A 20,779-nucleotide genomic window follows, 5' to 3' on the forward strand; every position below is an offset into this window, starting at 1 on the left:
GGCGCCGGAGGAAATCGTCGGGTGCGCGGTCCGTCACAGGCGCCGTCGCCGGCGAGTCAGGCGAACCGCCGGCAGAGGAGGGGCCGGGATCCGCTCGGGACCGTGCCCGACGATGTGCCCGAAGCGCTCGGCAGCCGCCTCCCAGGCGTCGCGGGCCGTGACGATCTCTTCGTGCGAACGGCCCACGAAGTTCCACCACATGATGATGTCTTCCCCGAACGGCTCGCCGCCGAGGAGGAACACGGTCGCCCCCGCCGTGCTCGAGAGCGTCACGTGCTCGCGTCCGCGTCCGAGGTAGAGGAGATGCTCGGCATCCAGCGGGGTGGATGCCACCTCCGCGGTCCCCGCAACGAGGAGCAGGGCATGCTCCCACTCGGCGCGCAGCGGGACCGTGGCCTGCGCACCGGCCTCGAGAGTGAGCTCGGCGCCGACGATCGGGGTGTAGACGGTCGCCGGAGAGGCGACGCCGTCGAGCTCGCCCAGAACGACGGTGGCCCGCGCGCCGTGATCGAGCGCGAGTTCGGGCAGGGCGGTGACCTGCTCGAACGCGGGGTTGCCGTGCCGCCGCGCCTCGGGGAGCGCGACCCACAGCTGCAGGGCGTCCAGGGGGATGTCCGCCTCCCCGACCGAGTACTCCGAGTGCGCGATCCCGGCACCGGCGGTCATGAGGTTGAGCGTGCCGCGGCGGACGACGATGTCGCTGCCGAGAGTGTCGCGGTGGCGGACCTCACCGGCGAACGGCCAGGTCACCGTCTGCAGCCCGATATGCGGATGCGGGTCGACGCGCATCGTCGTGACCTGCGGGCCGAACCGGTCCAGGAAGCACCACGCGCCGACCATCGGCAGGTCGCGCTGGGGTAGCGCGCGACGCACCGGCATCGCTCGGATGCCGCCCAGGGGCACCTCGCGCAGTTCGAGAGCGTCCAGGCGCGGGCCGGGAGAGAGCGCGGCGTTCCCGCGCTCTTCGTCCCCCGCGTCCAGACGCGTCATCACTCGGTTGCGGCCGCGTCGGCCCAGTGGATGTCGAGCCCCGGGATCTCATGGGACTGGAGGTAGCGCACCACGAACGAGCACGTGGGCACGACGGTCTCGCCGCGGGCTGCGGCATCGGTCATCGCGCCGCGCACGAGGATCGAGCCGAGGCCTTGTCCACCGAAGGCCTTGTCGATTTCGGTGTGCGGGTAGACGAAGCGGCCCTCGTCATCTGCAACGAACTCGGTGAAGCCGGCGAGCGCACCTCCCACGTGGATCTCGTAGCGGCTGTCGGCGTCGTTGCGCACGACTTCGGGGGTGGTGTCGGTGGCGGTCATCGCAGTCCTCTCGTCGCAGGTCCCAACGTAGGCGCGCGCGGTTCTGTTCCGCCACGGTCTGTCGGAGGGTGCCGGTAGCGTGGCGGCATGGACTCTCGCCCCCTGGATGTACTGCGCGAGGTCTACGGGTACGACGCGTTCCGCGGCGACCAGGCGGCGATCGTCGACCATGTCGTGGCCGGCGGCGACGCGATCGTGCTGATGCCCACCGGCGGCGGCAAGAGCGTCACCTATCAGGTCCCGGCGCTCGTGCGCGGGGGGACGGGGCTGGTGGTCTCGCCGCTGATCGCCCTCATGCATGACCAGGTGCAGGCGCTGCGTGCCAACGGCGTGCGGGCCGCGTACCTCAACTCGACGCTGTCCGCCCCCGAGCGCGCGGAGGTCGAGCGCGCCTACGTCGCCGGTGAGCTCGACCTCATCTACATCGCCCCCGAGCGTCTCTCGAATCCGGCCGTGACCGGATTGCTGCAGCGTGGGCGACTGAGCGTGATCGCGATCGACGAGGCCCACTGCGTCTCTCAGTGGGGGCACGACTTCCGACCCGACTACCTCGCCCTCGGTGACCTGGTCGAGCGCTTCCCCGGGGTGCCGCGCATGGCGCTCACGGCGACTGCGACGCGGGCGACCCATCGCGAAATCACCGACCGCCTGCGGATGCCCGCGGCCCGCCACTTCGTCGCCAGTTTCGACCGCCCGAACATCCAGTACCGGATCGAGCCGAAGGCCGACGCACGGCGCCAGCTCGTCGCGTTCCTGCGGCAGCAGCCTTCGGGATCCTCGGGCATCGTTTACGCCCTCAGCCGTAAGAGCGTCGAGCAGACGGCGGAGTATCTGCGCGCCCAGGGCTTCGACGCCTTGCCGTACCACGCGGGCCTCGAGGCGGGCATGCGCGCGGACCACCAGCAGCGGTTCCTCCGCGAGGACGGGATCGTCATGGTTGCGACGATCGCGTTCGGCATGGGGATCGACAAGCCCGACGTGCGTTTCGTCGCCCATATCGATCTGCCGAAGTCGGTCGAGGGCTACTACCAGGAGACCGGGCGCGCCGGGCGGGACGGCGAGCCCGCGGTCGCGTGGATGGCCTACGGGCTCTCGGATGTCGTGCAGCAGCGGCGCCTCATCGACGGCGGCGAGGGAGACCTCGCCCACAGGAGGCGCCAGCATGCGCACCTGGATGCCATGCTCGCTCTGTGCGAGACGGTGTCGTGTCGTCGGCAGAATCTGCTCGAGTACTTCGGTGAGGCATCCGGCGCCTGCGGCAACTGCGACACCTGTCTCACCCCGCCCGAGACCTGGGACGGATTGGTGGCCTCACAGAAGTTGCTGTCGACGATCGTGCGGCTCAAGCGTGAGCGCAACCAGGCCTACGGAGCCGGGCAACTCATCGACATCCTGCGCGGAGCGCAGACCGACCGCATCCGGCAGCTCGGGCACGACACCCTCGCGACCTACGGGATCGGTGCCGACTTGTCGGACCAGGATTGGCGCAGCGTGATCCGTCAGCTCCTCGCGCGCGGCATCCTCGTCGCCCAGGGGGAATACGGCACCCTCGCGCTCGGGGAGCCCGCCGGGGAGGTGCTGCGCGGAGAGGCCGCCGTGCCGCTGCGCAAGGACGTGATCGGCCGCACCGGCGGCTCGTCACGCACTCGCCGCACCGCGACCTCGGATGCCGTCGCCGAGGGAGATCGCGAGATGTTCGAGGCTCTGCGCGCCTGGCGCGCCGAGGCTGCTCGGGAGCAGGGCGTCCCCGCCTACGTCGTCTTCGGCGATACCACCCTGCGCGCGCTCGCCGAGCTGCGTCCGGCATCCGCCGAGCAGCTCGATGGCATCACCGGCATCGGAGCGAAGAAGAAGGGCGCCTACGGCGCCGCGGTTCTCGCCGTCATCGCCGCCGGTGCGCCGGGAGCCTGAGCGACGTGTCGATCGTCGTGATGGGGGTCTCCGCCGTCGGCAAGTCGTCGGTCGGCGTTGCGTTGGCGGCGCTGCTCGGCATGCCTTTCGTCGACGGCGACGACCTGCACCCGCCCGCCAATGTCGCCAAGATGTCGGCGGGGATCGCGCTGACGGACGCGGACCGATGGCCGTGGTTGGGCGCCGTGGCGGAGTGTCTTCGAGACGACGGTGACCTCGTGATGGCGTGCTCAGCCTTGACGCGTGCCTATCGAGACCGCATTCGCGACGGCGCGCCGCAGACCGCGTTCATCGATCTCTGGGGAGAGCCCCACCTCCTGGCGGCACGTGCCGCGGCGCGTGCCGATCACTTCATGCCGGCGTCGCTGCTGGAATCCCAACTCGCGATCTATGAGCCGCTGGGCACCGACGAGCTCGGCATCCGCCTGGATGTCTCCGCTGACCCGCCCACACTCGCCCGCGCCGCAGCCGAATGGTTCGGCCGTCGCGATGCTTCGTCGAACTCGGCCTGTCGATAGGCGACAACCGGCTGCGTCGACGTCGGCCCGTGAGATTGTGGATGCCGCCCAACCGAGTTGGCCGAGGTTTGTGGCACTCCTACGGTATGGGTGACGTAATTCGGTTCCCTCTGTGAGGTCATTCCATGGTCGACGCTGCTGTCCGTCCCGTTGAAGCGGAAAGCTCCGCACCCCGTGTCGATGTGCCCGCTGTCACCAGCCTGCTGCTGGGGACGTGGGCCACCACGCGTCTGGAGGCGCGAGAGGTGATCAAGGATCCCGCGTTCTGGCAGGTCAACGGACTCACCGTCGCTGAGCACCGTGAGCGAGTGCTGACCCAGATGCACCTGCTCGTCGAGAACAACGGCTCTCGTCGCGCTTTCCCCAAGAAGTACGGCGGGTTCGAAGACAACGGCGCGAACCTCGCCGGCTTCGAGGAGCTCGTGCTCGCCGACCCGAGCCTGCAGATCAAGTCCGGTGTGCAGTGGGGCCTGTTCGGTTCCGCGATCTATCAGCTCGGCACCGAGAAGCACCATGACAAGTGGCTTCCCGCCGTCATCTCCCTCGATCTGCCGGGTGCCTTCGCGATGACCGAGACCGGCCACGGCTCGGATGTCGCGGCCATCGGCACGACCGCGACCTATGACCCTGCGACCGAAGAGTTCGTCATCCACACCCCGTTCCGGGGGGCCTGGAAGGATTACCTCGGCAACGCCGCGCTGCACGGCAAGGCTGCGACCGTGTTCGCGCAGCTGATCACCGGCGGCGTCAACTACGGCGTGCACTGCTTTTTCGTGCCGCTGCGCGACGAGAACGGCGAGTTCCTCCCCGGCATCGGCGGCGAGGACGACGGCGTCAAGGGTGGCCTCAACGGCATCGACAACGGGCGCCTGCACTTCACGAACGTCCGCGTTCCCCGTGAGAACCTGCTCAACCGTTACGGAGACGTGGCCGCCGACGGCACGTACACGAGTCCGATCGACAGCCCCGGCCGCCGGTTCTTCACGATGCTCGGTGCGCTCGTGCAGGGCCGTGTCTCGCTCGACGGCGCTGCGACGTGGGCATCGGCCCTCGCCCTGAACATCGCGGTCACCTATGCCAACCAGCGCCGCCAGTTCGACAACGGCGCCGGCGAGGTCGTGCTGCTGGACTACGGCAAGCATCAGCGGCGACTGCTGCCTCGTCTCGCCCAGGTGTACGCCCAGGCGTTCGCGCACGACGAGCTGCTCAAGAAGTTCGATGGCGTCTTCGGCGGGACCACCGACACCCCCGAGGAGCGCGAGGATCTCGAGACCCTCGCCGCCGCCCTGAAGTCGCTGTCGACCTGGAATGCCCTGGACATCATCCAGGAGGCGCGTGAAGCGTGCGGAGGTTCGGGTTTCCTCGCCGAAAACCGTCTTACCGGCCTGCGGTCCGACCTCGACATCTACGTCACCTTCGAGGGCGACAACAATGTGCTGCTGCAGCTGGTCGGCAAGCGCCTGCTGTCGGACTACGCGAAGCAGTTCAAGGGCAAGGACGCCGCGGCCCTTGCCCGCTACGCGGTGGGACAGACCGCCGGCAATGTCTTCCATGGTGCCGGCCTTCGTCAGATCGGTCAGGTCGTGACCGATCTCGGCTCGACCGCCCGGGCGGTCGAGCGGGGCCTTCGCGCGGACCAGCAGCACGAACTGCTCGCCGGGCGCGTGCAGCAGATGGTCGCCGATGTCGCCGGGCGCCTGCGCGCGGCATCCAAGATGTCCAAGGCTGAGGGTGCCGAGCGTTTCAACGACAACCAGGCCGAGCTCATCGAGGCCGCTCGTGCGCACGCCGAGCTGCTGCAGTGGGAGGCGTTCACAGATGCCGTCGGCCGTGCCGAGGATGAGGGCACACGACAGGTCCTGACGTGGCTGCGCGACCTGTTCGGGCTCACCCTGATCGAGAAGCATCTGTCGTGGTATCTCATCAACGGGCGTCTGTCGACACAGCGCGCCGCCGCCGTCTCGCGCTACATCGACCGCCTCGTGAAGCGTCTGCGCCCCCATGCCCAGGACCTCGTCGATGCGTTCGGCCACGCGCCCGAGCATGTGCGTGCCCCGATCGCCTCGGGGGCAGAGCAGGCTCGGCAGGACGAAGCCGCCGCGCACTACGCTGCGCTCGCCGCCTCCGGCGAGGCCCCGATCTCGGAGAAGGTCGCCAAGAAGAAGTGATGCGGACGATGTCGGTGGTCGCGCCTAGTGTGAGGCTGTGACCACCGACCTCGTCCGCGGCGATGACGACCTTCTGCGATGCGGGTGGGTCGGAGCCGACCTCGAGTACTGCCGGTACCACGACGAGGAGTGGGGTCGGCCGCTCCACGGCGATCGGGCACTGTTCGAGAAGCTGAGTCTCGAGGGCTTTCAGGCGGGTCTGTCGTGGATCACGATCCTGCGCAAGCGGCCGCGCTTCCGCGAGGCGTTCGATGGCTTCGTTCCCCAGAGGGTCGCGGCCTTCGGACCGGACGACGTCGAGCGGCTGATGCGCGATGCCGGCATCGTCCGCAACCGCGCCAAGATCGAGGCGACGATCTCCAATGCCGCGCTGGTGTCGGAGATGGCGGACGGTGAGCTCGACGCGCTGCTGTGGTCTTTCGCGCCGCCGCCGCGTTCTGACCGGTTGTCCTCGCTGTCCGCCGTCCCCGCGGTCACCGCCGAGTCGGAAGCCCTCAGCAAGACCCTCCGAAAGTGTGGATTCCGGTTCGTGGGACCGACGACGATGTACGCCCTGATGCAATCCAGCGGCATGGTCGATGACCACGTCGTCGGGTGTGTGCGCGCGATTCAGGCCTGATCGATGAGGCCTGTGTGACCGGCGTCAGTGAGTGTGCCGACCTCGTGGTCGACCACCTTCACGATCACTCCCCGTCGGCGAAGCTCGGCAAGTGTGCGCACCTCTTCGGGGATGTCGCGGCCGAGCGCGTGGACGGTGGCGACCGCCACGACATCGCCGCGCTCGAGGTGACCGAACAGACGCGTCAAACGGGCCTCCCACGACTCGAGGGTCTCGGGTGAGGGATGCCGAAATCCGTCGATGGGGACACCGAAGCGTGCGAGCACGGAACGCTGTTCGACGACCGAGGGCATGTCGTCACGCGAGACGACGATTCCCACGAGCCGGGCGTCCGTCGGGCGGGCGCGCCACCACTGGTCGTCCTGCTGTGTCATGCCTGATCCCCCGCGCTGATTCCGTCACGTGAATATTACCGGCGCTGCGAGGTTGACAGGGCGTTCAATCGGAGCCTTCGAGTCGGATCTCCAGGCTCAGCTGTGTGGCATCCAGCTCGGTGAGGGCCCGCCGCAGGGAAGCGCTGCCGAACGTGCCATCGGAGCTCAAGGAGATCAACCGGGCTCGACGGGTGCGCACCAGGGCCAGTCGCAACTCGATGATGTCGTTGGCCTCGTCATCATCCATGTCCGACAGACGCAGGTAGCGGGGGGCGACTCGGCGAGCGAACTCGGCGGCGAACGGTGTTCCATCCCGGCGCGACAATGATCCGAGCGCGAGCGCGTGCTCCACGCTGCGATCCAGTTCGCGCTCGATCTGTTCGTGTTCCGACCCAACGAGGTGGCTGTCCTCACCGTCGCGGAGGTTGAGCATACGCACCACCACGGGAAGCGTGAGCCCCTGCAACATGAGGCTCGAGAGCGCGACCACGAAGGCGACGAAGATCAGGAAGTGCCGGAACGGGGCGTCCTCCGGGAGTGTTTGTGCTGCCGCGAGGGTCACGACCCCGCGCATGCCGCCCCAGACGATCACCGTGCCGTGCTTCCAGCCGAGGTGCGACGCGCGGTAGTAGTCCAGATCGGCGAACATGCGCGCGAGCCGCCGCCGCAGAACGCCCGTGCGGCGGCTGCCGGTGTGCTCGTGTGCGTCGATGCGTTCGGCGAACTCGTTGAGTCGATGTCGGCGGCGAGGATGCGCGCGCAGGCTCTGCACGCGCAGCAGGAGCGTCACGAAGCCAGTCCTCACCAGCAGCAGAATCCCGAGGGCAGCTGCCGCGACGGCGAGACCGTGTGCCAGGCCGAACTGCCCCGTCGCCGTCCCCGTGACGATCTCGCTCATCTCCAGGCCCATGACCAGGAAGACCCCGCCTTCGAGCAGCAGTTCGACCGTGCGCCAGGTGGCGTGGTCGGACATCCGCTGCTCGGGCGTGAACCATCGCGCTGCCCCCTGCCCGGTCACGATGCCGGCGACCACGGCGGCGACCAGCCCGGAGCCGCCGATGGCCTCGGTGGGGATGTAGGCGACGAACGGGACCACGAACCCGACCGCGGTCGAGGTCGCCGAGCCTCGCAGCCACGATCGCACCCGGAGATTCAGGAAGCCGGCGAGACCGCCGACGATGATCGCGGCGATGACCGCCCACGCGAACTCGCCGACCGCGCTGAATGCCGTCGACGTACCCGCGGCCGAGAGGGAGAACGCTGCTACCGCCGTCTTGAGGATCACGAGCGAACTGGCATCGTTGAGCAGGCTCTCTCCCTCGAGCATTGTGGTCACGCGGCGGGAGACACCGAGCCGTTTGGCGACGGCGGTCGCCACTGCATCGGTGGGGCTCAGGATGGCACCGAGTGCGATCGCCAGCGGAAGTCCGAGACCCGGAATGACGATCAGGAAGAAGCCCCCGAGCGTGATCGAGCTCACGAACACGAGGACCACGGCCAGACCCGCAATGGGCACGAAGTCGCGGCGGAACTCCACGGCGGGCAGGGACACGGCCGCCGAGTACAGCAGGGGCGGCAGGACGCCGGCGAGGATCCATTCGGGGTTGACGGCGACGGTCGGGATGAAGGGGAGATAGCTGGCCAGGATCCCGATGCCGACGAGGATGAGCGGGCCCGCGACCTTGAGACGGGGCGCGATCGTGGCCGTCGCGGCGATGATGAGCACGCCGAGGATGCCGAACAGGATCCCCTCGAAGGCCGACATCACACCCCCAGCTCTGTCACCGCGTCACGCTCGGCGACCAGCTCGGCGACCGAGGCGTCGATGCGGCTCCGTGCCCGAGGGGCGAGCGCCAGCCCCTCGATGACGCGGTACCCCGTGCCGTCGGAGCGCACCGGGAACGAACAGACCAGACCCTCGGGTACGCCGTACTCCCCGTGGGAGGCGACGGCGGCCGAGGTCCAGGTCGTGCCGCTGACATCGTCGCGGACGTGCGCGATGATCGCGTCGGCGGCTGAGGCGGCCGACGACGATCCGCGCACCGTGATGATCTCCGCTCCGCGCCCGGCGACGCGGGGGATGAAGTCCTCGTCGAGCCACCGCTGCGCGGCTTCGACCCCGCCGAGCGTCTCCTCGAGCGCGTCACGGACAGGTCGTCCGCCCACGGTCGCGTGATCGATGTCGGGGAACTGGGTCGCCGAGTGATTGCCCCAGACGGTGACGCCCGCGAACTCGTCGACCGGGCGTGGGAGCCGTGCCGCCAGCTGAGCGAGAGCGCGATTGTGGTCGAGGCGGGTGAGGGCGCTGAAGCGGTCGGCCGGGACGCCGTGAGCCGCGGATGACGCGATCCACGCGTTGGTGTTGGCGGGATTTCCCACGACGACAGCGCGCACATCGGGGGCTGCGGATGCCGCGATCGCCGCCCCCTGCGGGCCGAAGATCGAGGCGTTGGCGCTGAGCAGGTCAGCGCGCTCCATGCCGGGGCCGCGCGGGCGTGCGCCGACCAGAAGCGCGAACCGGCTCCCGTCGAACCCGGTGCGTGGGTCGTCGGTCACATCGACCGCGCGCAGCAGCGGGAAGGCGCAGTCGCTCAGCTCGAGCGCGACGCCTTCGGCGGCTCGCATTCCCTGGGGGATCTCGAGCAACCGCAGCCGGACCGGTTGATCGGGGCCCAGCATGTCGCCGGCGGCGATCCGGAACAGCAGGGAGTAGGCGATCTGCCCACCCGCGCCGGTGACGGTGACCGTCGAGGCCTGCTGCGGTGCACCCGCGCTCAAGGGTGCGGGAGTGTCACTGCCCATGGCCCCGAGCGTAGCGCTCGAGGCCCGCAATCGGAGCGCTGCCCGCCAGGCAGCGGGCTACGGGATGAGTGAGAGTTCGCGCAGCTTCGCCTCGACGTCGGCGTTCGACGGCTCGACGTGGTGCGTCGCATCCGGATACAGAACGACAGGGATGTTGGAGCGCCCCGAGATGTCGCGGGCGACATCGGCTGCCGCCGGGTCGGCCTCCAAATCGACGTACTCGTACGCGACGCCGAGCTCGTCGAGCTGGGACTTGGTGCGCCGGCAGTCGCGGCACCACTGCGCGCCGAACATCGTCAGGGTGGCGGGAGTCTCAGAAGTCATACGCCCAGCGTAAGTCGCGCGCGAGGCCGTGCGGGCCGTCGGTGGGCACTGTGTAAGCGCTATGTGTTTGGATCGATCGCTGTTGCCCCGGGGTCCGATCCTGCCAACATGATGCGTATGCAGCTCTCCGTCATCGTGCCGACGTACAACGAGGCGCCGAACGTCGCCGAGCTGGTCGCGCGCATCTCCGAGGCGACGCGCGACATTCAGGCGGAGATCGTGTTCGTCGATGACAGCACCGACGCGACACCCGAGGTGATCACGGAAGTCGCGCGCACAGCCTCGCTTCCGGTTCGTCTCGTTCATCGCGACATTGCGACGGGGGGCCTGGGTGGCGCGGTCGTCGTCGGATTCGATGCGGCGACGGCAGATGTCTGCATCGTGATGGACGGTGACCTGCAGCATCCGCCCGAGGACATCCCGCGGCTGTGGGACCGGTATTCGCGGGGGGATGTCGACGTCGTCGTCGCCTCGCGCTACGACGGCGAAGGAAGCAACGGGGGCCTGTCCGGGGTCTCGCGCGTCGCCGTTTCGCGCACGGCGACGGCTCTCACCAAGGCGATGTTCCCCGGCAAGCTACGCGGGGTCAGCGACCCGATGACCGGCTTCTTCCTCGTCGACCGTCGTGTGCTCGACATCCCCCGTCTGAACCCCCGCGGATTCAAGATCCTGCTCGAGATCCTCGCCCGATCGAACGCCAGGGTCGCGGAGGTGCCGTTCCAGTTCGCGGGACGTCACGCGGGGGAGTCGAAGGCCTCGGCGCGCCAGGGGGTCTGGTTCCTGTGGCACCTGGCGCTGCTGCGATTCGGAAAGATGTCGCTGTTCGCCGTCATCGGTGCCCTCGGCGCCGTCGCCAACATCGTCATCGTGTGGGCACTCACCCGCCTGGGGATGGACGACATCCCGGCGATGGTCATCGCTGCCGAGACGACCATCATCGGCAACTTCCTGCTGCAGGAACGCTTCGTGTTCCAGGACGTCAAGCAGGAGGCGTCCGGGGTGTGGAGTCGGTTTGCGAAGTCTTTCGCCTTCAACAACGCCGAGGCGTTGGTACGCATCCCGCTGACGGCGATGCTGGTCTCGACGTGGCACATATCGGTCGTCATCGCCACCGCTCTGACTCTGGCGCTCGCCTTCATCGCCCGCTTCCTCTTCCACGCCCTCGTCGTCTATGCGCCGCGTCGCCGCAAGGTCAGCGCAGCCAATCGCGACCTGCTGGACAAAATCGACGAGCAGATCATGGCGCCGGGCGAGCTCTGAGTCGGGCGCCGCAGGGGCTCACCGATACGCATCCACCCGCTGGCCGTTGATGATCCTGCCCCGGGCGTGCTGAGAGGAGGTCACCTTTCCCGGCGCGCGCCGAGGTGACCGCGCTTCTTCGCGCCAGAGAGCAGGATTGTATGCATGCAGGTCGTCCCGACGGTGGAAGTTGTGGCCGCCGTCATCCGGGACGGTGAGCGGGTGCTGGTGTGCCGTCGCGCCCCGCACATCGGTCAGTCCGGTCGGTGGGAGTTTCCGGGGGGCAAGGTCGAGCACGAGGAGGACCCCGTCGAGGCGCTCGTGCGTGAGATCCGCGAAGAGCTGGATGTCGACATCCGCGTCACCGGACACATCACCACCGACGACACCCACGTCGGGGATCGGATCATTCGTCTGGCCTGCTACGAGGCTGTGTTGATCGGTTCGCACCCGACGGGCAGCACCGACCACGATGCGCTCGAGTGGCTGCGGGAGAACGAGCTGGATGACCGCCGCTGGGCCGAACCCGATATCCCGGTGATCGCGCTGCTGCGCGCGCGAGCGTAGCCGCGTATTACTGGTGGAGCTGCCCGTGTTGCAGCGCGCCGTCGGTAACGACCGCCGCCAACGAGATGCGGCGACTGTCCAGGTATGTGAGGTGCAGGTCGACCGGCTGATGCTGCTGGTTGAAGTACAGGGTCTCGCGTACGAGAAGGGGTGTCGCTTCGTCGATGTCCAGGAGTCGCGCGGTGCGCGTGTCGACGTTGGTGGCCTCGATGACGACGCGGATGTCGCCCGGCGCTTCTCCGTGTATCCGGCGGTACCAGCTGATGTCGTCGGGTGACAGGAGAGGTCGGTCCTGCTCGAGCGCCTCCGCGCGCTGGTGACCGTACCGGCAGAAGAGGCCGACCGTGCGACCGCCGACGCGCACCAGGAACTCCGACATGTGCAGGGGTTCGGTCGATCCGCCCAGGCGCGCCGAAAGGTAGGGCGTGGGGGGGACGCGTCGGTTCTCGATGAGCAGAAGTGCGCCGGCGATTCCGATGCCGGGCCCGATGCACTCGAACACGGGGAACGACTGAATCTGGGAGACGACGACGGTGCCCACGCCGGGACGGCGCTCGACCAGGCCATCGGCGCCGAGCTGCTGCAGGGCGAGGCGGACGGCGTTGCGACTGGTCTTCAAGTCGTCGATCAGTTGGAGCTCATCGAGCCTGCTGTGGGCGGGCAGGGCCCCCGAACGGATCGCGGAGCGCAGTAGCGTGTACACGCGACGGGGCGACTGCTGGAGGGCGTGTCCATTGCGGAGCCTGTCGCCCAGCAGACTCGAGATGTGTTCATCGTCCGCCGCCGCGACACTGATCGACGCGTTCATCCCTACCCTTTCGGCCGTCCATTCAGCCAATCACGCGCGGATTTCGGGCGGGTGACAGCGGGGGCGTGACAAGATTTCGGGCCCCTGTGCATTCTCAGCTCCGCCGTGTGAGCGGGTTGGGCAGAGCGGCGACGGCGATCAGGCCCGCCACGCCGACCACCAGGCACGCGGCGAACACCGCGCGGATTCCTCCCAGTTCTCCGCTTTCGCCGGCGCTTGCAAAAGCGAGGACGACTCCGAACGCGGAAAGGCAGATGACGGTGATGACGCTGCGGAGGAACAGGATGAGGGCCGATCCCACGGACAGATCCTCGGGGCGCAGGTAGCGCTGGCCGGTCGCGACGATCTGTTGGGTGACCGCGCCGACCCCCAGGCTGACCGTCGCTCCGGCACAGACGACCAGGACCAGAGGAGTGTCCTCCTGAATCAGCGTGAGCACCGCGTAGCCCACCACGATCGCCAGGACGCCGAAGAGGAGCAGGCCCTTGTCGCGGCCGGTGCGCGAGACAAGCCACCCCACCGCGAGCGACGAGGTGAAGGTCGCGGCCGACAGCGGAATCAGGAGCAGTCCGGTCTCGCCGGCCGTGAGTCCGCGCACGTCCTGCAGGTACATCGCGAGATACACCGACGTACCGAACGCGGCCACCCCGGCGACCCCCGAGCAGATGAGAACCTTCACGAGGTTGCGGTTCTTCAGCAGTGCGGGAGGGACCAACGGAGCGGAGGCCCGTCTCTCTGCGATGACTGCACCCGCGATGAGCGCGACCGCAATGATCCCCGTGATGATCCCCGCAGCGCCGACAGGCGGATGCAGGAACGTGAGCCAGACCATGATCGCAGTCACCGCGACGGCAATCATCACGGTCCCGAGGACGTCGAACGGTCCTCGACGGTGGGCGTCGAGATGGACCGGCGGAGCCCAGAGCCAGACCATGAGGAACGCGACGATCGCGAGGGGCGCGGTCGAGAAGAACACCCAGCGCCATCCGCCAAGGTCGACGACCACTCCTCCCAGAGCAGGCGCGATCACCGCCGCGACGGACATGACAGACCCGATCGCCCCGAAATACTTGGGACGCTCCTGAGGAGTGGTCATTCGCGTCACGATCAGCTGCACCAGCGTGACGATTCCTCCCGCGCCGGCGCCGATGAGGGCGCGACAGGCCACGATCATCCACGGATCGAACGCCGCTCCCGCGCCCACCGACCCGAAAAAATACACCGTCAGCGAGATCATGAGGAGTCGCGTCGGCGAATAGCGTTCGGCCAGGCGACCCCATACCGGTGTCGTCACAGCCAGCAGCAGCAGCGAGGTCGTGACGATCCAGGTGTATTGCGTGGCGGTGCCGTGGAGGTCGGCGATGATCTGGGGCAGGCCGGTGAGAACCATCGTGTTCGACGCCATCGCGAAGAACAGCGAGAGCAGCAGCGCGGTCATCGCCGGCCAGCGCCTGCGGGGCGCAGAGCTCGCGTCGATGTGGCTCGGGTGCTGCGAGGATCTCATGGTTCCGGGCTGCAACGCCCGGGCCGTCATGCGCCCTTGAAGTTCTCGCGCATGGTCTTGCCGGTGTACTCCGTGCGGAACAGGCCACGGCGCTGCAGCACCGGAATGACCTCGTCGACGAACCGTTCGATCCCCGCCGGTACGCCCGACCGCGGCGCGATCATGAACCCACCGTTCGCCCCGCTGGCGTGGAACGCCTCTTCCATGTAGTCGGCGATCTGCTCGGGTGTCCCGATGTATTCCGCACCGTACACCAGCCATTCGCGCGCGTACTCGCGAATCGTCGTCGTCGGAGTCGAGTTCGTCATCGCCATGTCCAAGTAGCCCCAGTTGGGTGCGACACCGGCCCCCCGCACTTCGGCGATCACGTCGTGGACGTAGGCGTCGGGGTCGATCGGGTAGCCGTCAAGCCCCCACCACTGGCTGAGGAAGACGTGCAGGAGCCGATCGGAGTACTGCTCGCGCAGCTTCTCGCGAATCTCCTTCTCCTCGGCAGGACCTGACACGACGTCGAACGATCCCGCCCAGACGATTCCGACATCCCTCGGGTCGCGCCCGACTTCGCGGCACTTCTCGTCGAGGCGCGCGCGGTGCTTCGCCTTGCCGTCGTGACCATTGGCGCCGGCGAATTGGAGGTCGGCGTAGGTGGCGGCCAAACGCATCCCCGAGTCGGACTGTCCGGCCATCACCTGCATGGGGCGCCCCTGCGGGGACGGCGCGACGGGAAGCGGTCCCATCACCTTGAAGTGCTCGCCCTCGTGGTCGATGCGATGGACCTTGGACGCGTCGGCGACGATTCCCGTTTCCTGATCCCACACCATCGCGTCCGGCTCGACCGAGTCGAACAGTTTGCTGAGCACCTGCTGGAACTCATCGGCTCGTTCGTAGCGCCACTCGTGGTCGGGGATCGAGTCGTACCCGTAGTTCTGGCCCTCCTGCGGGAATCCGCTGACGACGGCATTGAACGCCACTCGGCCGCGGGTGACGTGGTCGAGGCTGGCCATCATCCTCGCGGTGTGGAACGGGTGGTTGTAGGTCATCGACATCGTCGTGACGAAGCCGAGTCTCTCGGTGACGGTCGACATGGCAGCGACCATCGGGATCGGATCATGGCGAGGCCATGCGACACCGAGCTCGACGGTGTCCTTCATCGACCCATTGACCATGGGGGTTCCCGCCACGTCCGCGAAGAACCCGCCATCGAACAGACCGCGCTCGAGAATGCGCGCGATGTCGAGGTAGAGGGCCGGGTCACCGTACTTCGCGTAGCCGGACCACGAGCCCGGGTAACGCCACTTGGCGTTGGAGTGGATGAGGGAGAGGTCGCAGATCAGGCGGATGTGCTTTTGTTCCGAGGACACAGGAGGCTCCGATTTCGTGGGTGGATCAGTGTTCGTGCTTGCGGTTCCAGCGCAGGACGAAGTGGGCGACGAGTTTGACGACGAGGTCGAAGACGACGCCGAACAGGGAAAGCAGGGTGATGATGCCGAAGAGCCCCGCCATGTCGTACGTGGACGTGTACATCTGGACGAGCGTGCCGAGACCGACGCTCGTTCCCGAGCCGAGCAGCTCCGCGAGGACGGCGCCGGTCAGACACAGGACGAAGCTGGCTTCGAAGGCCGCGAACAGGTAAGGCAGTGATCGGTACAGGCGCAGGTGTCGGAAACGCTGCCACCTGGTGGCGTGGGACACGCGCATGAGCTCTTCTTCTTCGCTCGTCGTGCTGCGAAGACCCTGGTACATGTTCACCATGACGGGGAAGAAGGTGAACGTCGCGATGAGAACGACCTTCGACCAGATGCCGAAGCCGAACCAGACGATGAACAGCGGCGTGAGAGCGACCTTGGGGATGGCCTGGAATGCGACGACGTACGGATTGACGAGGCGATAGAGCAGCTTCGACTCTGAGAGGACGACGGCGATCGCGATGCCGATCGCCGCGCCGATCGCGAAGCCGTATATCGCTTCCTGGAAGGTCACCCACGTGGCGGCCCACACGACCGGGGAACTGATCTGCACAGCGAGGGCCTCGAGCACCGGGAGAGGTGCCGGCACCAGCAGCGGATCGACGCCGGAGACGACGATGAACCCCTGCCACAGCAGCAACGCGACCAGGATGTAGGCAAGTGCGATGCCGACGCGGCGCAGCACGATCAGCGTTCCACGCGCGAACGAAGCCGCCGGGCGGGCGAGGGCGAGAGGGAGTGAGGCGCTCCGCTCGATGACGTCTGCCATTTCGGATCCTTTCGTGCTCAGTGGTTGATGTGGACGCGGAGTTCGCTGGTGAGTCTTGTGAACTCCGGCAGCGAGCGCGTAGATGTGCCGCGCGGACGAGGCAGCTCATTCGTGATGTCGGCAACGATCCGTCCCGGGCGCGGTGACATCACGAGCACACGGTCGGAGAGGTACACCGCCTCGGCGATGTCGTGGGTGATGAACAACACCGTCGCCCCGGTGTCGCGCCAGATCGAGAGGAGCTCGTCGTGCATGTGTTCGCGGGTGATGGCATCCAGAGCGCCGAACGGCTCGTCCATCAGGATGACGGCCGGCTCGGTGATCAGCGACCGGGCGATGGCAACGCGCTGCCTCATTCCGCCAGAGAGCTCACTCGGATACTTCTCTCCGAGGCTTGCCAGCTTCACTGTGTTCAGCAGTTCCTCGACGCGACGGTCGATGTCCGTTTTGCGTGCGTGACGTCGTCCCATGAGCGCGGGGAGCGCGATGTTCTTGGCGACGGTGTACCACTCCAGCAGAGACGGGGTCTGGAAGGCGATCCCGACCTTTCGACTCGGTCCCTTGACTTCGTCTCCGCCGATCGTCACCGAGCCGGTGCTCGGTGCGACCAGGCCCGCGATGATCCGCAGGAGGGTGGATTTTCCGCATCCCGACGGGCCGAGCACAGAGACGAACTGGCCCGTCGGGATGTACAGCGAGGTGGGGTCCACTGCGCGGATCGATGTCTTGTCCCGGGTGGCGAACTCCATGCTGACGTCTGTCAGCTCGATCGATCCCGCGAACTCATCGGCCGTCGTGTCACCCGCCGGTGCATAGGTCAGGCTCACTGCTGCTCCACGATGGCGTCGTGGTCGAAGTCGTTGGCGGCCTCGATCTGGTCGGTGACGAAGAACCATTCGGGCAACACTTCGCCGGTGGGGGCGATCATGCCGGTTTCGATGAAGTAGTCGATCTGGTTTTCCCAGCGGCCAGCGGTCTGGATGCCCCAGAGGTAGTCGTCGTCGTGGTCGGGGACGTCCATCGAGATCAGCGTGGTCTCGAGGATCGCGAGATCATCCGCCATCGCCGTCTCGGTGTCGGCGCCGGGGAGCGGGGCGCGCTCGGGGTACGCATCCCAGAAGATCTGAACGGCACTCTCCGGGTAGCGCTTGAGGTACACCGTCGACTTGGCCAGTGCGCGGGAGACACCCTCGATGAGCTCGGGGTTTTCGTCGACGATGGCGTCGGTGGTCATGATGCCGATTCCATCCATGGTCGACGCCCACTCGTTCCCCTCGAGGATGCGCGTCGGATAGCCAGCCAGCGCCCACGAGGTGTAGAGACCGGGCCAGTACAGCACAGCGTCGACCTCGCCGGTCTCCAATGCCTGCATGGGCGTCGAACCATAGCCGGTCGCAATGAATGAGACGTCGTCCAGTGTCAGCCCATAGGGCTCGAGGGAGCGGGCGACGTAGGCGTCGGCATAGGGGCCGATACCCCAGGTGCCGATGACGGCACCCTCGAGCTCGCCCACCGACGTCAGGTCGGACTCTTCGAGGACGGCGAGCGCGATGTTGAGGTCGGGGATCAGGTTGTAGATGATCTTGGTGCCGACAGCGTCCCCGTTGCCGGCGAACAGGGACTCGGACGGCGAGGACATGATGAAGTCTGCCTGCCCGCTGAGCAGAGATTGGAACAGTCCCTCCGCTGCGGCATCGACCGTCATGTCGATGCACTCATCAGCGAAGTAGCCGAGTTCGTCAGCGAGAATCCCGTAGGGAATGTACGAGACATCGAGGTCCGCAGTTCCGATGACGAGGTGTGCCGGTGTCATCTCCTCACACTGGCTCGCGTCGGTCTCTGCCGTGGTGCCGCTGCAGCCGGCGAGCGCGATCGCGCCGACGACCGCCAACCCGGCGGCCACCGGCCGCCGCCATCTGCTGCTGTTGAGTCCGTTCATGCGAAGCACCTTCCCTGTGTGTCTTGGCCCGCCGTGGGGTCCATGAAGTCGTGACGAGGAAGTTAGCTGTGCCGACTCGCTGAGGAGGTTGCGCCGTATTGCGGGACCGTTACGCCGTCGCCGCGCGAGCCCTGGGTGTGGAGAATTACGCGCGGTTGGCGCAGGTCAGGGCGCTGTTACGCCGTCCGCTCCTCTCCAGTGCCGTGGTTCCGCCGGGCGGTCGAGCACGGTTCCGAGCAGATGAACGCCGCTCACGTTCCTCGACGAGGGTGGGCGGCGGGGCGCCCCGAACGCGGGAGAGTCCGGTGCGAGTGTCTTACTTCTTGGGCTGGTGGGCCAGCCCGTCCCAGTCCACCTCGAGGTGCGAAGGATCGTGGCGGGAGATGCGGGCCGACAGGCGCGTACCGACCCGGGGCCAGTACTTCTTGCTCGTGACCACCGCGGTCTCGACGCGCGTGTCGGGGATGCCGGGGGTGTCGGTGACGACGGTGAGTGCGCACTCCTGGTAGCGCCCTCGTCGCTCGGGATCGGCCGCCTCGACGATCACCACATGTCCCGGGATCGCGTCGGCCAGCGGGTCGCGCGTGAACTTCTCGAGCATCTCGGCCGCTTCTTCGACCCAGGGTTCCTGTGTGGGATCCATGCCCGAAGCCTAGTCGGCGGGCTCGGTCATTCCGGGCGTCGTATGGTGCGCGACGTAGACTGGCGCGGTTGTCCGCGGTGGCGTGCGCTGCTGCCGCATCAGAAGAACGAAGGCCTCATGCCCTATTCCGCCGCAGGCCTCGCCTACCGCGAGGCGCGCGATTTCCTGCTCGAGAACTCCCACGATCTGGATGCCGCGCACGCCGGCTTCACCTGGCCGGATGTCGGCGACCACTTCAACTGGGCCGTGGACTGGTTCGACGCGATCGCCGAGGGCAACGACACCCTCGCGCTGCGTGTCGTCGAGGAAGACGGCACCGAGGCCTCCCGCACCTATGAGCAGATGCGGGTGCGCTCCAACCAGGTTGCGAACTGGATGAGTTCGATCGGCGTCGGCCGGGGTGACGCCGTCATGCTCATGATCGACAACCGCGTCGAGCTCTGGGAGGCGATGCTCGCGATCATGAAGATCGGCGCGGTCATCCTGCCGACCTCCGTCGTGCTCAGCGCCGAGGACCTCGCCGAGCGTCTCGATCGCGCCGAGGTTCGCGCCGTCATCGCAGACCCTGCCGATGCCGCAAAGTTCGATGAGATCGGCGTCGACCTCATCCGCATCGGCGTCGGCGACGCCCCTGCCGGCTGGCACCGGTTCGGTGACGCGGATGCCGCATCGGATGCCCTCCCCGGCGTCGTGGTCGATTCGACCGACGCGTCGATCATCTACTTCACCTCCGGGACGACCTCCCGCCCCAAGATGGTCGAGCACACCCATCTCTCGTATCCGGTCGGGCATCTCTCGACGATGTACTGGATCGGTGTGCGGCCCGGAGACGTGCACATGACCATCTCGGCGCCGGGATGGGGCAAGCACGCGTGGAGCCTGTTCTTCGCGCCGTGGATCGCCGAGGCCACGGTCTTCGTCTACAACTACCGCCGCTTCGACGCGGTCGCGCTCGTCGATCAGCTCGACCAGGCCGGCGTGAACACCTTCTGCGCGCCGCCGACCGTGTGGCGGATGCTGATCCAGGCGGACCTTGAGCGCAAGCCCCGGGGCATGCGGGAACTGCTCGGCGCAGGTGAGCCCCTGAACCCCGAGGTCATTTCGACCATCCAGCGGTGGTGGGGACTGCCGATCCGCGACGGCTATGGCCAGACCGAGCTGACCGCCGTCATCGGCAACGCGCCCGGCACCGCCATCAAGGCCGGCTCCATGGGGCACCCTCTGCCCGGCGTCGAGGTCGTGCTGATCGACCCGGTCACCGGCGAGGTCGCCGAGGAGGGCGAGATCTGCCTGCCGACCACCCCCGTGCGCCCCCTGAACCTCACGCCCGGGTACATCGGCGAGCCGGACCGCACCGCGAAGGTCGAGCACGACGGGTTTTACCACACGAGTGATGTCGCCGTGCGGGATGCGGACGGCTATCTGACCTTCGTCGGACGTACCGACGACGTGTTCAAGGCGAGTGACTTCAAGGTCTCGCCCTTCGAGGTGGAATCGATCCTGCTCGAGCACCCGGCTGTCGCCGAGGCGGGCGTCGTCGGCGCGCCCGACCCGCTGCGGCTGAACGTCGTGAAGGCGTACGTGCACCTCGCGAGCGGGGTGGCCTCCGACGCGGAGACCGCGCGCAGTATCCTCGCGCACGCCCGCGAGCACATGCCGCCGTACATGCGCGTGCGCCGGGTGGAGTTCGCCGAGTTGCCGAAGACGATCTCCGGGAAGATCCGCCGGGTCGAGCTGCGTGAGCGGGAGGTGGAGCTCGCGGACGCGCGCATCGACACGGAGTTCCGTGAGGCGGATTTCCCCGATCTGAAGGCGTAG

Annotated in this window: 20 protein-coding genes; 7 read left to right on the forward strand and 13 right to left on the reverse strand. The window is 67.6% G+C overall.

Features of this window, described 5'->3' with window-relative positions; translation table 11 throughout:
- Positions 1 to 33: 33 nt before the first annotated feature.
- Both ABD206_RS11925 and ABD206_RS11930 read right to left on the reverse strand, forming a co-directional pair.
- A complete protein-coding gene (locus tag ABD206_RS11925; RefSeq protein ID WP_344072838.1) occupies positions 34 to 990 on the reverse strand; it encodes a pirin family protein in 957 nt (318 codons plus the stop codon).
- Entirely contained in the window at positions 990 to 1,310 is a 321-nt protein-coding gene (locus tag ABD206_RS11930; protein WP_344072840.1) for a GNAT family N-acetyltransferase, read from the reverse strand. Before ABD206_RS11930 ends, ABD206_RS11925 begins: the two co-directional genes overlap by 1 nt.
- A gap of 87 nt (positions 1,311 to 1,397) precedes the next feature.
- On the opposite strand from ABD206_RS11930, the gene recQ reads away from it, so the two are divergent.
- The 4 genes from recQ (at position 1,398) to ABD206_RS11950 (ending at position 6,526) form a co-directional block, all read left to right on the forward strand.
- Positions 1,398 to 3,221, forward strand: coding sequence for a DNA helicase RecQ (gene recQ / locus ABD206_RS11935; RefSeq protein ID WP_344072842.1), 1,824 nt, complete (start codon positions 1,398 to 1,400; stop codon positions 3,219 to 3,221).
- Between the two features lie 5 nt (positions 3,222 to 3,226).
- Positions 3,227 to 3,739 carry a gluconokinase gene (locus tag ABD206_RS11940; RefSeq protein WP_344072844.1) on the forward strand — a complete coding sequence of 171 codons (513 nt, stop codon included), beginning with the start codon at positions 3,227 to 3,229 and terminating at the stop codon, positions 3,737 to 3,739.
- A gap of 125 nt (positions 3,740 to 3,864) precedes the next feature.
- Complete coding sequence (locus ABD206_RS11945; protein WP_344072846.1) at positions 3,865 to 5,907, forward strand: acyl-CoA dehydrogenase family protein; 2,043 nt, start codon at positions 3,865 to 3,867, stop codon at positions 5,905 to 5,907.
- Between the two features lie 37 nt (positions 5,908 to 5,944).
- Complete coding sequence (locus ABD206_RS11950; protein ID WP_344072848.1) at positions 5,945 to 6,526, forward strand: DNA-3-methyladenine glycosylase I; 582 nt, start codon at positions 5,945 to 5,947, stop codon at positions 6,524 to 6,526.
- Here the strand turns inward: ABD206_RS11950 and ABD206_RS11955 are convergent.
- The 4 genes from ABD206_RS11955 to ABD206_RS11970 all read right to left on the reverse strand — a co-directional run bounded on the left by ABD206_RS11955 (position 6,517) and on the right by ABD206_RS11970 (position 10,026).
- Positions 6,517 to 6,900, reverse strand: a complete 384-nt coding sequence (locus ABD206_RS11955; protein ID WP_344072850.1) for a recombinase family protein — start codon at positions 6,898 to 6,900, stop codon at positions 6,517 to 6,519. The genes ABD206_RS11950 and ABD206_RS11955 overlap by 10 nt on opposite strands.
- Positions 6,901 to 6,964: 64 nt before the next feature.
- Entirely contained in the window at positions 6,965 to 8,665 is a 1,701-nt protein-coding gene (locus ABD206_RS11960) for a cation:proton antiporter (protein WP_344072852.1), read from the reverse strand.
- Positions 8,665 to 9,702: a malate dehydrogenase gene (locus ABD206_RS11965; protein WP_344072854.1), complete on the reverse strand. Its 1,038-nt coding sequence runs from the start codon at positions 9,700 to 9,702 to the stop codon at positions 8,665 to 8,667. The genes ABD206_RS11960 and ABD206_RS11965 overlap by 1 nt, the downstream gene beginning before the upstream one ends.
- A 57-nt stretch (positions 9,703 to 9,759) precedes the next feature.
- Positions 9,760 to 10,026 carry a glutaredoxin family protein gene (locus ABD206_RS11970; RefSeq protein WP_344072856.1) on the reverse strand — a complete coding sequence of 89 codons (267 nt, stop codon included), beginning with the start codon at positions 10,024 to 10,026 and terminating at the stop codon, positions 9,760 to 9,762.
- Positions 10,027 to 10,143: 117 nt separating this feature from the next.
- On the opposite strand from ABD206_RS11970, the gene ABD206_RS11975 reads away from it, so the two are divergent.
- Together ABD206_RS11975 and ABD206_RS11980 are read left to right on the forward strand one after the other, a co-directional pair.
- Complete coding sequence (locus ABD206_RS11975; RefSeq protein ID WP_344073557.1) at positions 10,144 to 11,286, forward strand: glycosyltransferase; 1,143 nt, start codon at positions 10,144 to 10,146, stop codon at positions 11,284 to 11,286.
- Positions 11,287 to 11,430: 144 nt separating this feature from the next.
- Positions 11,431 to 11,832 carry a (deoxy)nucleoside triphosphate pyrophosphohydrolase gene (locus ABD206_RS11980; RefSeq protein WP_344072858.1) on the forward strand — a complete coding sequence of 134 codons (402 nt, stop codon included), beginning with the start codon at positions 11,431 to 11,433 and terminating at the stop codon, positions 11,830 to 11,832.
- Positions 11,833 to 11,839: 7 nt separating this feature from the next.
- On the opposite strand, the gene ABD206_RS11985 is transcribed toward ABD206_RS11980, so the two are convergent.
- The 7 genes from ABD206_RS11985 to ABD206_RS12015 form a co-directional block, all read right to left on the reverse strand.
- On the reverse strand, positions 11,840 to 12,640 hold the full coding sequence (locus ABD206_RS11985; RefSeq protein ID WP_344072860.1) for a GntR family transcriptional regulator: 801 nt from the start codon (positions 12,638 to 12,640) through the stop codon (positions 11,840 to 11,842).
- Between the two features lie 94 nt (positions 12,641 to 12,734).
- Positions 12,735 to 14,144: an MFS transporter gene (locus ABD206_RS11990; RefSeq protein WP_344072862.1), complete on the reverse strand. Its 1,410-nt coding sequence runs from the start codon at positions 14,142 to 14,144 to the stop codon at positions 12,735 to 12,737.
- Between the two features lie 26 nt (positions 14,145 to 14,170).
- Positions 14,171 to 15,505 carry an NtaA/DmoA family FMN-dependent monooxygenase gene (locus ABD206_RS11995; protein WP_344072864.1) on the reverse strand — a complete coding sequence of 445 codons (1,335 nt, stop codon included), beginning with the start codon at positions 15,503 to 15,505 and terminating at the stop codon, positions 14,171 to 14,173.
- Positions 15,506 to 15,530: 25 nt separating this feature from the next.
- A complete protein-coding gene (locus tag ABD206_RS12000) occupies positions 15,531 to 16,379 on the reverse strand; it encodes an ABC transporter permease (RefSeq protein WP_344072866.1) in 849 nt (282 codons plus the stop codon).
- A 17-nt stretch (positions 16,380 to 16,396) separates the two neighbouring features.
- Positions 16,397 to 17,206, reverse strand: coding sequence for an ABC transporter ATP-binding protein (locus ABD206_RS12005; protein WP_344072868.1), 810 nt, complete (start codon positions 17,204 to 17,206; stop codon positions 16,397 to 16,399).
- Entirely contained in the window at positions 17,203 to 18,318 is a 1,116-nt protein-coding gene (locus ABD206_RS12010) for an ABC transporter substrate-binding protein (RefSeq protein ID WP_344072870.1), read from the reverse strand. Before ABD206_RS12010 ends, ABD206_RS12005 begins: the two co-directional genes overlap by 4 nt.
- Before the next feature lie 316 nt (positions 18,319 to 18,634).
- Positions 18,635 to 18,961, reverse strand: a complete 327-nt coding sequence (locus tag ABD206_RS12015; protein WP_344072872.1) for a hypothetical protein — start codon at positions 18,959 to 18,961, stop codon at positions 18,635 to 18,637.
- 117 nt (positions 18,962 to 19,078) lie between these two features.
- On the opposite strand from ABD206_RS12015, the gene ABD206_RS12020 reads away from it, so the two are divergent.
- A complete protein-coding gene (locus ABD206_RS12020; RefSeq protein ID WP_344072874.1) occupies positions 19,079 to 20,779 on the forward strand; it encodes an AMP-binding protein in 1,701 nt (566 codons plus the stop codon).

Source organism: Microbacterium sediminicola, assembly GCF_039531125.1.
GTDB classification, from domain to species: Bacteria; Actinomycetota; Actinomycetes; order Actinomycetales; family Microbacteriaceae; genus Microbacterium; species Microbacterium sediminicola.

What these genes read in the sequence shown, in the direction of transcription:
- ABD206_RS11980 (WP_344072858.1), top strand. Translation starts at nt 11,431, where the DNA reads ATGCAGGTCGTCCCGACGGTGGAAGTTGTGGCCGCCGTCATCCGGGAC.
- ABD206_RS12010 (WP_344072870.1), bottom strand. Translation starts at nt 18,318, where the DNA reads ATGAACGGACTCAACAGCAGCAGATGGCGGCGGCCGGTGGCCGCCGGG.
- ABD206_RS12015 (WP_344072872.1), bottom strand. Translation starts at nt 18,961, where the DNA reads ATGGATCCCACACAGGAACCCTGGGTCGAAGAAGCGGCCGAGATGCTC.
- recQ (WP_344072842.1), top strand. Translation starts at nt 1,398, where the DNA reads ATGGACTCTCGCCCCCTGGATGTACTGCGCGAGGTCTACGGGTACGAC.
- ABD206_RS11975 (WP_344073557.1), top strand. Translation starts at nt 10,144, where the DNA reads ATGCAGCTCTCCGTCATCGTGCCGACGTACAACGAGGCGCCGAACGTC.
- ABD206_RS11930 (WP_344072840.1), bottom strand. Translation starts at nt 1,310, where the DNA reads ATGACCGCCACCGACACCACCCCCGAAGTCGTGCGCAACGACGCCGAC.
- ABD206_RS11985 (WP_344072860.1), bottom strand. Translation starts at nt 12,640, where the DNA reads ATGAACGCGTCGATCAGTGTCGCGGCGGCGGACGATGAACACATCTCG.
- ABD206_RS11960 (WP_344072852.1), bottom strand. Translation starts at nt 8,665, where the DNA reads ATGTCGGCCTTCGAGGGGATCCTGTTCGGCATCCTCGGCGTGCTCATC.
- ABD206_RS12000 (WP_344072866.1), bottom strand. Translation starts at nt 16,379, where the DNA reads ATGGCAGACGTCATCGAGCGGAGCGCCTCACTCCCTCTCGCCCTCGCC.
- ABD206_RS11955 (WP_344072850.1), bottom strand. Translation starts at nt 6,900, where the DNA reads ATGACACAGCAGGACGACCAGTGGTGGCGCGCCCGCCCGACGGACGCC.
- ABD206_RS11945 (WP_344072846.1), top strand. Translation starts at nt 3,865, where the DNA reads ATGGTCGACGCTGCTGTCCGTCCCGTTGAAGCGGAAAGCTCCGCACCC.
- ABD206_RS11970 (WP_344072856.1), bottom strand. Translation starts at nt 10,026, where the DNA reads ATGACTTCTGAGACTCCCGCCACCCTGACGATGTTCGGCGCGCAGTGG.
- ABD206_RS11965 (WP_344072854.1), bottom strand. Translation starts at nt 9,702, where the DNA reads ATGGGCAGTGACACTCCCGCACCCTTGAGCGCGGGTGCACCGCAGCAG.
- ABD206_RS11990 (WP_344072862.1), bottom strand. Translation starts at nt 14,144, where the DNA reads ATGAGATCCTCGCAGCACCCGAGCCACATCGACGCGAGCTCTGCGCCC.
- ABD206_RS12020 (WP_344072874.1), top strand. Translation starts at nt 19,079, where the DNA reads ATGCCCTATTCCGCCGCAGGCCTCGCCTACCGCGAGGCGCGCGATTTC.
- ABD206_RS11925 (WP_344072838.1), bottom strand. Translation starts at nt 990, where the DNA reads ATGACGCGTCTGGACGCGGGGGACGAAGAGCGCGGGAACGCCGCGCTC.